Below are 15334 nucleotides of genomic sequence, written 5' to 3'. Positions count from 1 at the left end.
CGCTAGGCGGCGGCCAGCACCACGACCGCCGCGACCCCGACCCCGGCCGCACGCAGTACGCGCACCGACTCGGCCGCGGTGGCACCCGTGGTGATCACGTCGTCGATCAGTAGTGCCGCGCCACCGAGCGGTGGACACGGACCGGCGCGCAGACGGACCGCACCCGCGAGATTGCGGGCCCGCGCCCGGGCGTCGAGTCCGGCGGAGTCGCGAGCGGTCGCCGATGTCACCAGCAGCGGCGTCACGACGACCCGGGATCCCAGAAGAGGTGCGGCGTGTTCGGCGATCGCGGTCACCCGGTCGCCGCCGCGACGGCGGGCGCTCATCCGGCGGGTCGGTGCGGGGATCAATGTCAGGCGATCCGCGTCGGGCATCTCGCCCCAGCCGGCCAGGACCCGCACGGCGTGGGCGAGTGCGGCGCCCAGCGGTGGGATCAGATCACGCCGATCGTGTTCCTTGACCGCGATGATCCCCTGCCGGTGCGGACCCCGGTAGCGCCCGAGAGCCCACACCGGAACGCCGGGCGGGATGCGCGGCCGGGCGGCGACGGGAACGTCGTGCCACGCCCTGTCGCAGCGTGGGCACCACGGCGTCCCCGGCCGCCCGCACCCGCCGCACACCAGGGGAAAGACCAGATCCGCCGCCGCGGCCGGCACCTGTCGCCAGGTCATGTCCCGACCCTAGGTCCGGTCGTGGCCCAACCCGGTGGCGTCGCGCCGGCTGTGGACAGATCGGCCTGTTGGACGACGTGTGCCGAGACCTTGGGATCACCGTGCCGGGGCCTTCGTACCCCACTTGTCCCGACTCCGCCGACGCGGCAGGCCAAAACGTGGCCGATACCCGAACTTGCGACTACGGTCGTGGGTACATCGGGTTGCCGGGAGGACAACAGATTCCCCGCGCCGGTAACGACCGGTTTTCAGGAGGTGGTGCCCCTGCCGTTGAGTGTCAGCTGTCAGTTGGCATGGACTAATCCTCGACGTCGACCAAATCATCAGTGCGACAACAGATCACGATGTATCAGGCGCGCCGGGAACAATTCAGGAGGTAGTTGAATGTCCAACGTCATCCACCGCAGAGGCCAGCGCGAACCCAAACTCGCAGAGCAGAGGCCGACCGTGGAGGAGGGCCTCGAGCCCGACCACCAACCCGCCCAAACCGACTCCGACGACCAGGAGTTCGCGTTCGTCCGCCCACCGGGGACGGTGGAATCCGACGAACCCGCCGAGCCCATCGCCAAGATCGTGTTCAGCGGCCGGAACGTCGAAATACCCGACCACTACCGCATCTACGTCGGCGACAAGCTCGCCCGCCTCGAGCGATTCGATCCGACGATCTTCCAATTCGACGTCGAGCTGTACCACGAACGCAACCGGAGACAGTCCAAGGCCTGTCAGCAGGTCGAGATCACCGCGAAGGGCAAGGGTCCGATCGTCCGTTCGCAGGCCTGCGGCGAGAACTTCTACGCCGCACTCGAGCGGTCCCTGGACAAGCTCGAATCCCGCCTGCGCCGGGTCAAGGACCGGCGCCGTGTGCACCACGGCAACCGCCGTCCGCTGTCGGTGGCCGAGGCCACCGAGATCGGGGCACCGCCGTTGCGGGACAACCAATTGTCCGTGGAGGGGCTCGTCGGTGAGCCCGGGACCGCCGCGGCCGGTGCCACGACGTCCAATCATGACGACGTGGACGAGTACACGCCGGGTCAGATCGTCCGCGTGAAGGAACACACCGCGGTACCGATGAACGTCGACGACGCGCTCTACGAGATGGAGCTCGTCGGGCACGATTTCTTCCTGTTCCACGACAAGGAGACCGACAAGCCGTCGGTGGTGTACCGCAGGCATGCGTTCGACTACGGCCTCATCCGCCTGACCTGAACGCCGCTGAGCCGCCCTTCCGGTGAGCCGCCGACGAATCCGAAGGGATGAAGTCTTCGGCCAACGTGCCGGTCGATCAGGGTCTGCTCAGCTCACCTCGCTACCATGGGATCCGGTCTGTGTGTTCGCACGGGCCGGATTCCGTGTGTTTTCTACAGGTGAGGGACTCGATCCACGGTGCTGAACAAGCTGTTGCGTGTCGGCGAAGGCCGCATGGTCAAGCGACTCGACGCGATCGCGTCGCACGTCGAGGCGCTGTCCGACGAGTTCGAGGCGCTTTCCGACGCCGAACTGCGAGCCAAGACAGACGAGTTCAAGAAACGGATCGCCGACGGTGAGACGCTCGACGAGCTGCTGCCCGAGGCCTTCGCGGCAGCCCGCGAGGCGGCATGGCGCGTGCTCGACCAGAAGCACTTCCACGTGCAGCTCATGGGCGGCGCGGCGCTGCACTACGGCAACATCGCCGAGATGAAGACCGGTGAGGGCAAGACCCTCACCTGTGTGCTGCCGGCGTACCTCAATGCGCTGTCGGGCGACGGCGTCCACGTCGTCACGGTCAACGACTACCTCGCCAAGCGCGACTCCGAGTGGATGGGGCGCGTGCACCGCTTCCTCGGCCTCGAGACCGCGGTGATCCTCACCGGCATGTCCTCATCTGCGCGCCGCGAGGCCTACGCAGCCGACATCACCTACGGAACCAACAACGAGTTCGGCTTCGACTACCTGCGCGACAACATGGCGCACTCGCTCGCCGACCTCGTCCAGCGCGGCCACGCCTACGCGATCGTCGACGAGGTCGACTCGATCCTCATCGACGAGGCGCGCACCCCGCTGATCATCTCGGGCCCGGCCGAGGGGTCGAGCAAGTGGTACACCGAGTTCGCGCGCATCGCGCCGCTGCTCGAGAAGGATGTCCACTACGAGGTCGACATCAAGAAGAAGACGATCGGCGTGCACGAGGCCGGTGTCGAGTTCGTCGAGGACCGCCTCGGCATCGACAATCTGTACGAGGCCGCCAATTCGCCGCTGGTCAGCTACCTGAACAACGCCATCAAGGTCAAGGAGCTGTTCCAGCGCGACAAGGACTACATCGTTCGCAACGGTGAGGTCCTGATCGTCGACGAGTTCACCGGACGTGTGCTCGACGGCCGCCGCTTCAACGAGGGCCTGCACCAGGCGATCGAGGCCAAGGAAGGCGTCGAGATCAAGGCCGAGAACCAGACTCTCGCCACGATCACCCTGCAGAACTACTTCCGTCTCTACGACAAGTTGTCGGGTATGACCGGTACCGCCGAGACCGAGGCCGCCGAGTTCGACCAGATCTACAAGCTCGGGGTGCTACCGATCCCGACCAACCGACCCATGGTCCGCAAGGACCAGGGCGATCTGATCTACAAGACGGAAGAGGCCAAGTTCGCCGCGGTTGTCGACGACATCGTCGAGCGTCACGAGATCGGCCAGCCGGTGCTCATCGGTACCACCAGCGTCGAGCGGTCGGAGTACCTGTCGCGCCAGCTGAAGAAGCGCGAGATCCCGCACAACGTCCTCAACGCCAAGTTCCACGAGCAGGAAGCCCAGATCATCGCCGAGGCGGGCCGTCTGGGAGCGGTCACCGTGGCCACCAACATGGCCGGCCGTGGTACCGACGTCGTGCTCGGCGGCAACCCGGACATCATCGCCGACACCCGTCTGCGCAAGGCCGGTCTCGACCCGGTCAACACGCCCGACGAGTACGAGGCGGCCTGGGACGAGGCCATCGAGGTCGCGCGCAAGGAGGCGACCGACGAGGCGGAGGCCGTGCGCAAGGCCGGCGGCCTGTACGTGCTCGGCACCGAGCGCCACGAGTCGCGTCGTATCGACAACCAGCTGCGCGGCCGCTCGGGCCGTCAGGGCGATCCGGGCGAGTCGCGGTTCTACCTCTCCGTCGCCGACGAGCTCATGCGCCGCTTCAACGGCGGTGCGCTCGAGGCGATCATGAGCCGTCTGCCCGACGACGTGCCGATCGAGGCCAAGATGGTCACCAAGGCCATCCGCAGCGCTCAGACCCAGGTCGAGCAGCAGAACTTCGAGATGCGCAAGAACGTCCTCAAGTACGACGAGGTCATGAACGAGCAGCGCAGGATCATCTACGCCGAGCGCCGCCAGATCCTCGAGGGCGAGGATCACCACGAGCAGGTCAAGCAGATGATCGACGACGTGGTCAGCGCCTACGTCGACGGCGCGACCGCCGAGGGCTACGCCGAGGACTGGGATCTCGACGAACTGTGGACCGCCCTGCGCACCCTGTACCCGATCGAACTCGATCCCAAAGCGGTCGTCGGAGAGACGGAATACGGTGAGCGCGACGACATCTCGGCCGAGGAGCTCCGTGAGACCCTCGTCGCCGACGCGAAGGCCGCCTACGACAAGCGTGAGCAGGCCATCGACGAGCTCGCCGGTGAGGGTGCGATGCGCCAGCTCGAGCGCAGCGTCCTGCTGAGCGTCCTCGACCGCAAGTGGCGTGACCACCTGTACGAGATGGACTACCTCCGCGAGGGCATCCACCTGCGTTCGATGGCGCAGCGCGACCCGGTGGTCGAGTACCAGCGCGAGGGCTTCGACATGTTCACCGGCATGCTCGAGGGCCTCAAGGAGGAAGCGCTCGGCATTCTGTTCAACGCACAGGTGCAGACCGAGCAGCCGGCACCGCAGGCGCCGCTGCCCACCGCGGCCGATCTGCGTGCCGCGGTCGGTGCCGGTGCACCCGCCCCGGCGACCGACGCCGGTTCGCAGGTGCCCGCGGCATTGCGGGGGTCCGGCGTCACAGATGGTGACGTGCCGATGACGTTCTCCGGGCCCGACGAGGGTGGTGGCACGGTCGTCCACTCCGAGGAGGAGGAACTCGCCGGTGCCGCCGAGTCGGCCAGCCGTCGGGAGCGTCGTGCGGCCGCGCGTGCGAACACCAAGGGCAGCCGCCCGAAGCCGCCGAAGGCCAAGAAGCAGCGCCGCTGAAAAATTTTCGGGTGAAAAGCGGAACCTGACAGGGGAGTGGCTGCGTCCAATCCCCATGCAGACACTCACTTCCGCTCCACCCGCCGGCGCACAGACGACGAGGGTTCGGGTTCGGCCGGCCCCCACGTATGAACCGGCCGGGCCCGGCGCGATGGGGGCCGGGGCGACCGGTGCCGGGCCCGACCGGGAGCGCACCGTGTTCCCACGGCCGCGCTCCGGTGCGGGGCCGTCGCGCAAGACCGTGGCCGCCGCGGTGGAGGCCCGGAGGTTCACCGTCGCCACGTCTCGACTGCTCTTCGAGGTCATCGACCGCCGCCGCGGGATCGCGCACCTCGGCGACTCCGTCTCGCCCGCGATCGCCGACCAGGTGGTGGCACTGGTCCGCCACGACGCCTTCCGCGTCGCCGAGACGAGCGGTGCCCCCGGGGGACCGCCGGCTCGCGGTACGGTCCTCCACCGCGTCCACGTCCAGCTGCGCGATACCAGCAGCGCCGAGGTCTTCGGGTCGTACACCAGTGGCGGGCGGGTCCGCGCCTTCGCCGGGCGCGTCGAACGCAAGCCGTGCCGTGTGCGTGGAGCCGATCCGCGCGCCGCTGGCCGGGGTGCGCGAGCCGGCCTCGGTCAGGTCGAATACCGCTGGCAACTCGTGGCGCTCGAGTTCTGCTGACCGCTGTGCAGTTCTGCTGACACTGTCGATTCCGGCCACCACGCGTCCGGGCGGCTAGGATCGGCGGCGTGGTGAACCGTTTGTCGCCGCGCGACGCGATGTACTACTTCCTCGACGATGCCCGGTCGACGACCCATCTCGGGGCGCTGCTGGTCATCGACCCCTGCGCCGGCGAAGGGACGAAGGCAGGTGACACGGCGACCGGGGAGAACGGTTCCGCTTCCGCTTCCGTGTCCCGCAGACCCGCGATCGACTATCAGTCGCTGGTGTCGCTGGTCGAGAACCGACTCCAGCGTGCGCCCCGGTACCGGCAGGTGGTCCGCGAGGTCACGCTTGGGCTCGCTCGCCCGGTGTGGGTCGACGACCGGGATTTCGACATCAACTTCCACATCCGGCGCTCGGGACTACCGCGGCCGGGCGGTCCCACCGACCTCGCCGAGCTCATCTCCCGGGTGATGTCCCGACCGTTGGATCGCACACGGCCGCTGTGGGAGATGTACCTGATCGAGGGTCTGGCCGACGGACGGCTGGCGATCCTGACGAAGTCGCACCGCTGTCTGATCGATGGTCCGGAGCACCCGGAGATCAGCGAGGTCATCTGCGACGACACCGACACGCCGGAGTCGCTGCCCGAGGAACTGTGGATGCCCGGCTCCCCGCCGGGAACGACGAGCCTGGTCATCGGTGCGCTCGCCGAGGCGATGGCCCGTCCGGGCGACCTGGTCGAGACCATGGTGCACGGCAACGGCCTGGTGTCCGAGGTGCGTTCGGCGGTCGGCAACACCGTCCGGCGGTTCGGGGACGTCGTCGGCCAGCTCACCGACTCCGCTCCCCGCAGTCCGCTCAACAACTCGGGTACGACGACGCGGACCTTCACCACGGCGTCGGTGCCGCGCCGCGACTGCGCGAAGATCGCCGAACACCACAACTGCACCGTCACCGACGTCGAGCTCGCCATCATCTCCGGGGTGATGCGCAGGTGGATGCTGTCGGTCGACCCGGCTACGGTGCCGGCCGACACCGTCCGGGTGGTGATCCCGTTGTCGACCCGGGACCCCGGTGTGGAGGTCGAGGCGGAGTCCGAACCCGGCTGGATCAGTGTCGGCAAACCGAGCTTCGTGACGGACCTGCCGGTGGGGGAATCGAACCCGACCGTGCGGCTCGCCCAGGTCGCGGGACTCGCCGACCGGTACGCGCAGTCGTCGCGACGCATGAGTACCGGCCCGAGTCCGCTGTTTCCCGAGCTGGGTATGGTGCCGTTCGCCGACATCAGTTCCCGGGCGTTCCGGTCTCTCGACAGCCGCTCGTACAACGTGCCGGTGGCGATGAGTACGGCGCCGGTCGCCGACCGTTTCGTGCTCGGTGTTCCGGTGCGCGAGGTTTTCTACATCCCGGTTCTCGTGTCACCGCGGGCGCTCGCGGTCAGCGTCGTCGAGTACGGCGACCGGTTGCAGTTCGCGTTCATGGCCGACCGCGGTGTCATCCGGGACCTGCCCGACATGGCGGATTACGTCGCCGAGTCCTTCGAGGAGTTGCTGGTCACCGGCTGAGCCGAGGTCGCGGCTAAGGTGAGCGGGTACCGCAATCGGACCGCGAGGAGCGAAGGTCGAATGAGGGTCTACCTGCCGGCGACGTTGGCAATGTTGATGCAGCTCAACTCGAATGGCGAGTTCCGGCCGATCGGCGGTACCGGATTCTCCTTGACCCCGGCGCTGCGCGAGGCGTTCGTCTCCGGCGATGACGACGAACTCTCCGAGGTCGCGATGCGCGAGGCGGCACGGGCGTCGTTGCGCCTGCTCGCCGGGGAAGCGCCGGAGCCCGGCGACGCCGCCGCCGAGGGCGATCTCGCCGCCGACGAGGCCGTCACGAAGCCGGGCGACACCCCCTCGTTGCCGCCGCGTCGGGTCGTGGTGGCCGCCGACGTCGAGGAGGTGGAACTCCGTCCCGATCTCGACGACGCCGTGGTGAAGGTCTCCGGGACGATTCCGGTCTCGGCGATCGCCTCGGTCCACGTCGACGTAAAAGAGGCGGAGGACAAGGTCCGTGCCGCGGTGGTCGTCATCGACGCAGCCGACATGGGCGACCTGGACGCCGAACTGGCCGTCGGCGACGCCGAGGACTTCGACCTCGCGTGGTATGCCACCCAGGAGCTGCCGTTCCTGCTCGAACTGCTCTGACCCGACTCGTCCCCGACTCCTGACGGCGCTAACCTACGGTTGCGTAGGTTAGAGTGTCAACGCAGTGTTCCTGACGTCGAAGGCGGTGTGTGGGTTGGGTCTGCTCGAGCGATTCGAAGAACCGGTGGCCGGGGTCGCGGCGCGAAGTCGCGGTGCCCAGTGGGTCCGTGCGGCGGTCACCCGCATCACCACGCCGTTGCTGCCCGACGACTACCTGCATCTCGCCAACCCGTTGTGGTCGGCGCGCGAGCTGCGCGGCAAGGTCATCTCGGTGATCCGGGAGACCGAGGACACCGCGACCATCCGGATTCGTCCGGGCTGGGGATTCTCGTTCGACTACGCGCCCGGACAGTACGTCGGGATCGGCGTGCTCATGGAGGGCCGATGGACGTGGCGCTCGTATTCGCTCACCTCGACCCCCGATACGTCGGCGAACGACAAGACCATCGCGATCACCGTGAAGGCGATGCCGGAGGGTTTCCTGTCGACCCACCTCGTGAACGGCCTGACGCCGGGCACCGTGGTGCGCCTCGCCGCGCCGCGCGGTGAGTTCGTCCTGCCCGACCCGCTGCCGGAGAAGATCCTGTTCGCCACCGCCGGCAGCGGACTCACGCCGATCATCTCGATGCTGCGCACCGTCAAACAGCGCAAGCAGAACACCGACATCCGCCTGATCCACTCGACACCCACCGAGGCCGACCTGCTCTTCGCCGACGAACTCGAGGAGATGGCGTCTTCGGGTCTCGTCGACCTGCACGTGCAGTACACCCGCACGGCAGGCAAGATCACCCCTGAGGTGCTGCCGAACCTGTGCCCGGACTGGCGTGAGCGTCAGACCTGGGCGTGTGGCCCAGCAGGTTTCCTCGACGGTCTGCATCGCCTCTACTCCGACGCCGACCTGGCCGACCGCTTGCACATCGAACGGTTCGCCCTCGAACGCGGTGTGGTCGGTGCGCAGGGCGGGACGGTGACCTTCGGCCGGTCCGGCAAGACCGCGGCTGTCGACGGCGCCACCACTCTTCTCGAGGCCGGCGAGGCCGCGGGCGCGATCATGCCGTTCGGCTGCCGGATGGGGATCTGCCAGAGCTGCGTGGTGATGCTCGACAAGGGATGCGTGCGCGATCTCCGCTCCGGCGTCGAACATGTCGAGGGCGAACGCGTCCAGACGTGCATCAGTGCCGCTGCCGGGGACTGCACGCTGGACGTCTGACCTGCTTCTTCGTCTGTGACCCGGCGACGCCGCGGGAACAGCCGGTACGCTCGAAAACGTGCGTGGTCACAGTGATGGGTCCCGTCGAGCTCGGCGTCCAGTTCGGTCTGGAGGCTGACCGGTGAAAGCCGCGGTCCCGATTCCCGAAAACGTCCCCGTTCTCACCGACGGCGGAGTGACCCTGCGGCCTCATGAGCCCCGAGATCTCGATCGCATGGTCGAGCTCGCGGCTGATCCGGCCATGATGCGGTGGACACCCGTCCCGGCGCCCTACAGTCGCGCCGCCGCCGAGAGGTTCGCCCTCGACTATGCGCCCCGATCCTGGGCGGAGGGTTCCCGGATGTTGTGGGCCGTCGAGTTCGACGGCCGGTTCGTCGGCACCGTCGACCTCGAGGGGGAGGGGCCGCTCAGCAGGCTGAGTTACGACCTCCACCCCGACGCCCGTGGCTGGGGCGTGATGAAACGCGCGGTCCTCCTGGCGGTCGATTACGCCTTCACCGAGGCGGGCAAAGAGGTCGTCCGCTGGACCACGGTCGCGGGCAACATCGACGCCCTGCGCGTCGCGCACTCCTGCGGGTTCCGTCTCGACGCCGCGGTGCCCGACGGGATCGAGGTCCGCGGACACATCCGGGACGCGTGGGTCGGCTCGCTGCGTGCCGACGATGTGCGGAAACCGAAGACGGAATGGCGCACCGACGTGTTCGAGACCGAGCGGTTCCGTCTCCGGCCCCTCGCCGAGCACGATGATCCGCGCATCCGCGAAACCCTCGACGACCCGGTCTCCCGCAAATACCTTTTCGCACGACCCGACCCGCTGGAACTCGAGCACGCCGCGGCCGAACGTCTGCGCAAGTGGTGGACCGCGGCGCAGGGCCTTACCTGCACCTGGGCGGTCGCCGACCTGGAGACCGACGACTACCTCGGTGACATCACCCTGCTGCACATCGACGAGGTCACCGGTGCCGAGGCCGGCTTCTACACGCATCCCGAGGCGCGCGGTCAGGGCGTTCTGGGAGAAGCGTTCCCGGCGTCTGTGCGCTATGCCTTCGAGAAGCTGGGGTTCCGGCGGTTGACGCTGTTCGCCGCCGACAGCAACGAAGGCAGCAAGAAACTCGCCCGCGCGGCCGGTTTCCGCGAGGTCAGCAGGCAGAAGCTGGCTGCCCGCTCCGACGGTGTCTTCGAGGACCTCATCGGCTTCGAGCTGTTCGTCGACGACTACCGCGAGGCCGCGTCCGTGTGCCCTGCTCGTTGAGCCGGTACCGAGCGCAGCGAGGCACCGCGTCGAAACGGACCCGCCCGCCCCATCGCCGCGTCCGTGTGCCCTGCTCGTTGAGCCGGTACCGAGCGCAGCGAGGCACCGCGTCGAAACGACCCGCCCACCCCATCGCTGGACACACGCGCGATCAGTAACCTACGCTTGCGTAAGTTACGGAAACGTAGGGTTTGGAACCCAGGCATGAGCCGCACCGGTTGTCGACGCCGACACCAGCGCAGCCACCCACCCGGCGAAGGGACCACACGTATGGCTATCACCGACATCCCCGAATACGCGCATCTGTCCGAAGCCGACGTCGAAGCACTCGGCGCAGAGCTCGACGCGATCCGCGCCGACATCGAGGCCAGCCGCGGCGAGCGGGACGCCCGCTACCTGCGGAACACGATCCGCTTCCAGCGCGGGCTGGAGCTGACCGGACGCGCCCTGCTGTTCGGGTCGACCAAGAAGTCGGCCTGGTGGGCCGGTGCCGGTGCACTCGGGGTGGCCAAGATCGTCGAGAACATGGAGCTCGGCCACAACGTGATGCACGGGCAGTGGGACTGGATGAACGATCCCGAGGTCCACAGCACCACGTGGGAGTGGGACAACACCGACCCGTCGGCGCACTGGAAGCACACCCACAACTACATCCATCACAAGTACACCAACGTGCTCGGCATGGATGACGATGTGGGCTACGGCCTGCTGCGCGTCACGCGTGACCAGCGCTGGCGGCCGTTCAACTACGGCAACCTCGTCTACAACACGATCCTGGCGCTGGCGTTCCAGTACGGAGTCGCCGTGCAGCACCTCGAGCTCGGCAAGAAGCGCCGGACGCCCGAGGAGAAGGAACAGTACAAGCGCGACGTCGCCGACGTGTTGTCGAAGGTCGGCAAGCAGGTCGCCAAGGACTATCTCGCCTACCCGGCGCTGGTGGCCGCCACCACCGGACACAAGGTGGGATACGTCAACGCCTACCGCAAGGCGGCCACTGCGACCGCCCTGGGCAATGTGATCCGCAACGTGTGGAGCAACGCGGTCATCTTCTGTGGGCACTTCCCCGACGGTGCGGAGAAGTTCACCAAGCAGGACGTCGACCACGAGACCCAGGCCGAGTGGTACCTGCGTCAGATGCTCGGCAGCGCGAACTTCGACGCCGGTTTCGTGCTGGCGTTCATGAGCGGCAACCTGTCGTACCAGATCGAGCACCACATCTTCCCGGACCTTCCGAGCAACCGCTACGCCGAGATTGCCGTGCGCGTTCGTGAGCTGTGCGACAAGTACGACCTGCCCTACACCTCCGGCCCGTTCCCGGTGCAGTACGCCAAGACCTGGCGGACCATCGCCAAACTGTCGCTGCCGGACAAGTATCTGAAGGCGACCGCCGACGACGCCCCGGAGACCGCTTCCGAGCGTCGCTTCAAGCAGGGGCTGCCGGAAGGCGCGCGCCTGCAGGCCACCGTCGACGAGCAGACCGGTACCCGTCGCGGGCTGCGATCGGCCATCGCGGGTCTGCGCGAGCGGCGGCGCGCCGGCCGTGGAAGCCGTGCCGTCGTGACGCCGCTGCGCGCGACGCGCGACGACGAGGCGGCCGCCTGATTCTGGGATCGTGGTCGGCGGGCGCGTCGGACGCCCGCCCGGCTGCGTCCATGCATCGATTCGACAACGTCGGCATAATGGGACCCAATGGCGATCACTGACATCAACGAGTACGCACATCTGACGGACGCCGATGTGGAGGCGCTGGGTGCCGAACTCGACGCCCTCCGTCGTGAGATCGAGGCGGACCGGGGGATTCGCGACGTCAAGTACCTGCGCCGCACGATCCTGGCGCACCGCGCCCTCGAGGTCGCCGGCCGCGCAGCTCTGCTCGGCAGTCGATCGCGGCCGCTGTGGCTCCTCGGGTCCGGGGCTCTCGCGCTCTCGAAGATCATCGAGAACATGGAGCTCGGGCACAACGTGATGCACGGGCAGTGGGACTGGATGAACGACCCGGAGGTCCACTCGACCACCTGGGAATGGGACATGGTGTGCGCCTCGCCACACTGGAAGCACTCCCACAACTACATCCATCACAAGTACACCAACGTCCTCGGCATGGATCACGACGTCGGCTACAAGACGCTGCGCGTCACCCGCGACGAGCCGTGGCAGCCCAAACAGATCTTCCAGCCGTTCACCAACATCGTGCTCGCGGCGCTGTTCGAGTGGGGGATCGGTCTGCACGATCTCGACCTCAAGGACGTCATCTCCGGCGACAAGCCCAAGGAGATCGCGATCCCGCAGCTCAAGCTGTTCGCGCGCAAGGTGGGCAAGCAGGTCGCCAAGGACTACGTGCTGTTCCCGGTGTTGTCCGGACCGAATTTCAAACACACGCTGACCGCCAATCTCACCGCGAACCTCATCCGCAATGTCTGGGCCTATGTGGTGATCTTCTGCGGCCACTTCCCGGACGGTGCAGAGAAGTTCACCGCAGACACCCTCGACAACGAGACCCAGGGCCAGTGGTACCTGAGGCAGATGCTCGGCACGGCCAACTTCGACGCCGGACCCGCGATGGCGTTCTTCAGCGGCAACCTCTGCTATCAGATCGAACACCACCTGTATCCCGATCTGCCCAGCAATCGGTATGCCGAGATCGCGGTTCGGGTCCGTGCGCTGTGCGACAAGTACGACCTGCCCTACACGACGGGTTCGATCGTGGTGCAGTACTTGCAGACGCTGCGCACCATCAACAAACTGGCCGTGCCGGACTCGTTCCTGCGCGCGACCGCCGACGATGCCCCGGAAACCGCGTCGGAGAAGCGTTTTGCCGGGATGCCGAGGTCGACCGGGCTCAAGACGGCGATTCGTCAGCTGCGGGAACGGCGTCGTCGTCGCTGAGCGTTCCGCTGACGGCCGCCAGTAGGTGCCGGACGGCCATGCCGCGCCGGTAGGAGTGACCCCCGAGGTCGTCGAGCCGGCATTCGGGATCTGCCGGCGGGCCGAGATGCGTACAGCCCCTGGGGCATTCCTCGATGGCGTCGCGGAGATCGTCGAACGCTGCGATGATGTCGTCGGGACCGACATGGGCGAGTCCGAAGGACCGGATGCCGGGGGTGTCGACGACCCAGCTGCGCGGGATGCCAGTCCCGGGTAGCGGAAGCGCCACCGACTGGGTCGAGGTGTGGCGTCCCTTGCCGACACCGGAGACCACCCCCGTCGCTCGATATGCGTCGGGGACAAGGCGATTCACGAGTGTCGATTTTCCGACGCCGGAGTGTCCGATGAAGGCGGTGATGTGCCCGCGCAGCGCGTCGAGGATGTCGTCGATGGGGTCGTCGCGTCCGGCGCGGATGACGGGTAGGTCGAGGTCGGCGAAGGCGGCGGTGAACTCGATCGGATCGGCGAGGTCGGATTTGGTCAGGCACAGGATGGGGGACAGACCGCCGACGTAGGCCGCCGCCAGTGCTCGTTCGACGAACCCCGTGCGCGGCGGCGGGTCGGCCATCGCGGTGACGATCAACAACTGATCGGCGTTGGCCACCACGATCCGCTCATACGGGTCGGAGTCGTCTGCGGTGCGCCGCAACACACTTCGGCGCTCGGCGACACGCACGATCCGCGCCAGGGTGTCCGGCTTCCCGGAGAGGTCGCCGACCACCGACACGTCGTCGCCGACGACGATCGGAGTCCGGCCGAGCTCTCGGGCCCGCATCGTCACGACGCGACGGTCCGGATCGCCGCCGAGGACGACACCCCACCGGCCGCGATCCACCGACACGACCATGCCCTGTTCGGCATCGTCGTGGGACGGACGTTGTTTGGTGCGCGGACGCGTGCCTTTTCCCGGACGAACCCGGACATCGGATTCGTCGTAACTCGCCGCGCGGCGGCTCAAAGGCGACCGATCATCTGCTGCCACATACCGGGGAAGTCGGGCAGGGTCTTGCTCGTCGTCTCGATGTCGTCGACCACGACATCGGGCGTGACGAGTCCGACGATCGCGCCGGCGGTGGCCATGCGGTGGTCGGCGTAGGACTCCCAGGTCCCGCCGTGCAGCGTCGTCCCGGTGATCCGGAGCCCGTCCTCGGTCTCGGCGCAGATCCCGCCGAGCCGGGTGATCTCGGTGGTGAGGGCGGCCAACCGGTTGGTCTCGTGGCCGCGCAGATGGGCGATGCCGCTCAGCTCGGATTCGCCGTCGGCGACGGCACACAGGGCGGCGATGGTCGGGGTCAGTTCGCCGATGTCGCGCAGGTCGAGGTTCACCGCCTTCAGCACGGCGGGCCCGCGGACGGTCAGAGTGCCGTCGAGGTGCTCGACGGTGCAGCCCATCGCGGCCAGCACGTCGGCGATACGTGCACCGGGCTGCGTGGTGACCGCCGGCCAGTACGGGACGCGGACGGTGCCGCCGGTGACCGCGGCCGCGGCCAGGAACGCCGCGGCGTTCGAGAGGTCGGGTTCGACGGTCCAGTCGACGGCCCGGATCGCACCGGGGGACACGCGCCAGACATCGGCTTCGGAGGTGTCGACCTCGACGCCCGCGGTCGCCAGCATGTCGACCGTCATGTCGATGTGCGGTGTCGACGGGACGGGCGGCCCGACGTGGCGGATGACCAGTCCCTCGTCGAACCGGGCGGCCGACAGCAACAGACCCGACACGAACTGCGACGACCCGGACGCGTCGATGGTGACCTCGCCACCCCGCACCCGGCCGGTGCCGTCGATGGTGAAGGGCAGGCGGTCACCCTCGATCGCGACGCCGAGACCGCGCAGGGCGTCGAGGATCGTGGTCTGGGGGCGGACGCGGGCCTGCGGGTCGCCGTCGAAGCGGACCCGCCCGGTGGCCAGCGCACCCAGCGGCGGCAGGAACCGCATGACCGTTCCGGCGAGGCCGCAGTCGATGTCGGCTGCGTGTAGCGGCCCGGGGGAGAGGGAGACGGTGGTCTCGGCAGCGGGATCGACACGCACCTGCACCCCGAGCGCTGCCAGAGCATCCAGCATGAGGTTGGTGTCGCGGCTGCGGAGGGTTCCACGGACGGTCGACGGGCCGTCGGCGAGCGCGGCCAGGACGAGCGCGCGATTGGTGATGGACTTGGAACCGGGCAGCTCGACGGTGGCATTCAGACCGGCGTTCGGGCCGCTCGCGCAGGTGGGCGCGTTCCAGGTACTCATGCG

12 protein-coding genes are annotated in these 15334 nt (G+C 67.9%); 9 read left to right on the top strand and 3 right to left on the bottom strand.

What is annotated here, in order from left to right; genetic code table 11:
* Nucleotides 1-2: 2 nt before the first annotated feature.
* On the bottom strand, nt 3-671 hold the full coding sequence (locus tag IHQ52_RS21360) for a ComF family protein (RefSeq protein WP_006438665.1): 669 nt from the start codon (nt 669-671) through the stop codon (nt 3-5).
* Between the two features lie 384 nt (nt 672-1055).
* Here IHQ52_RS21360 and hpf point away from each other — a divergent pair, with 384 nt between their 5' ends.
* The 9 genes from hpf (at nt 1056) to IHQ52_RS21315 (ending at nt 13060) form a co-directional block, all read left to right on the top strand.
* On the top strand, nt 1056-1877 hold the full coding sequence (gene hpf, locus IHQ52_RS21355) for a ribosome hibernation-promoting factor, HPF/YfiA family (RefSeq protein ID WP_006438664.1): 822 nt from the start codon (nt 1056-1058) through the stop codon (nt 1875-1877).
* A 177-nt stretch (nt 1878-2054) separates the two neighbouring features.
* Nucleotides 2055-4868: a preprotein translocase subunit SecA gene (secA, locus tag IHQ52_RS21350; protein ID WP_096274471.1), complete on the top strand. Its 2814-nt coding sequence runs from the start codon at nt 2055-2057 to the stop codon at nt 4866-4868.
* Between the two features lie 55 nt (nt 4869-4923).
* Nucleotides 4924-5535 (top strand): Rv3235 family protein, encoded by a 612-nt coding sequence (locus IHQ52_RS21345; RefSeq protein ID WP_040005075.1) that lies wholly within the window; start codon nt 4924-4926, stop codon nt 5533-5535.
* Between the two features lie 68 nt (nt 5536-5603).
* Nucleotides 5604-7085, top strand: a complete 1482-nt coding sequence (locus IHQ52_RS21340) for a wax ester/triacylglycerol synthase domain-containing protein (RefSeq protein WP_096274469.1) — start codon at nt 5604-5606, stop codon at nt 7083-7085.
* 60 nt (nt 7086-7145) lie between these two features.
* Entirely contained in the window at nt 7146-7712 is a 567-nt protein-coding gene (locus tag IHQ52_RS21335) for a DUF6912 family protein (RefSeq protein ID WP_238063922.1), read from the top strand.
* 94 nt (nt 7713-7806) lie between these two features.
* Nucleotides 7807-8922: a ferredoxin reductase gene (locus IHQ52_RS21330; protein WP_024497771.1), complete on the top strand. Its 1116-nt coding sequence runs from the start codon at nt 7807-7809 to the stop codon at nt 8920-8922.
* A gap of 121 nt (nt 8923-9043) precedes the next feature.
* A complete protein-coding gene (locus tag IHQ52_RS21325) occupies nt 9044-10174 on the top strand; it encodes a GNAT family N-acetyltransferase (protein ID WP_006438658.1) in 1131 nt (376 codons plus the stop codon).
* A gap of 270 nt (nt 10175-10444) precedes the next feature.
* Nucleotides 10445-11776: a fatty acid desaturase family protein gene (locus IHQ52_RS21320; RefSeq protein ID WP_006438657.1), complete on the top strand. Its 1332-nt coding sequence runs from the start codon at nt 10445-10447 to the stop codon at nt 11774-11776.
* Between the two features lie 87 nt (nt 11777-11863).
* A complete protein-coding gene (locus IHQ52_RS21315; protein ID WP_024497772.1) occupies nt 11864-13060 on the top strand; it encodes a fatty acid desaturase family protein in 1197 nt (398 codons plus the stop codon).
* Here IHQ52_RS21315 and rsgA read toward each other — a convergent pair.
* Both rsgA and aroA read right to left on the bottom strand, forming a co-directional pair.
* Entirely contained in the window at nt 13014-14057 is a 1044-nt protein-coding gene (gene rsgA, locus IHQ52_RS21310; protein ID WP_024497773.1) for a ribosome small subunit-dependent GTPase A, read from the bottom strand. The two genes, IHQ52_RS21315 and rsgA, sit on opposite strands and share 47 nt — an antisense overlap.
* Nucleotides 14054-15331 (bottom strand): 3-phosphoshikimate 1-carboxyvinyltransferase, encoded by a 1278-nt coding sequence (aroA, locus tag IHQ52_RS21305; RefSeq protein ID WP_024497774.1) that lies wholly within the window; start codon nt 15329-15331, stop codon nt 14054-14056. Before aroA ends, rsgA begins: the two co-directional genes overlap by 4 nt.
* Between the last annotated feature and the right edge of the window lie 3 nt (nt 15332-15334).

Source organism: Gordonia amicalis (genome assembly GCF_022059885.1).
Lineage (GTDB): Bacteria > Actinomycetota > Actinomycetes > Mycobacteriales > Mycobacteriaceae > Gordonia > Gordonia amicalis.
Note: the sequence above shows the minus strand (reverse complement) of the source record. Positions and strands in the feature narration are given on the sequence as shown.

What these genes read in the sequence shown, in the direction of transcription:
- IHQ52_RS21360 (WP_006438665.1), bottom strand. Translation starts at nt 671, where the DNA reads ATGACCTGGCGACAGGTGCCGGCCGCGGCGGCGGATCTGGTCTTTCCC.
- hpf (WP_006438664.1), top strand. Translation starts at nt 1,056, where the DNA reads ATGTCCAACGTCATCCACCGCAGAGGCCAGCGCGAACCCAAACTCGCA.
- IHQ52_RS21345 (WP_040005075.1), top strand. Translation starts at nt 4,924, where the DNA reads ATGCAGACACTCACTTCCGCTCCACCCGCCGGCGCACAGACGACGAGG.
- IHQ52_RS21335 (WP_238063922.1), top strand. Translation starts at nt 7,146, where the DNA reads ATGAGGGTCTACCTGCCGGCGACGTTGGCAATGTTGATGCAGCTCAAC.
- IHQ52_RS21320 (WP_006438657.1), top strand. Translation starts at nt 10,445, where the DNA reads ATGGCTATCACCGACATCCCCGAATACGCGCATCTGTCCGAAGCCGAC.
- IHQ52_RS21315 (WP_024497772.1), top strand. Translation starts at nt 11,864, where the DNA reads ATGGCGATCACTGACATCAACGAGTACGCACATCTGACGGACGCCGAT.
- aroA (WP_024497774.1), bottom strand. Translation starts at nt 15,331, where the DNA reads ATGAGTACCTGGAACGCGCCCACCTGCGCGAGCGGCCCGAACGCCGGT.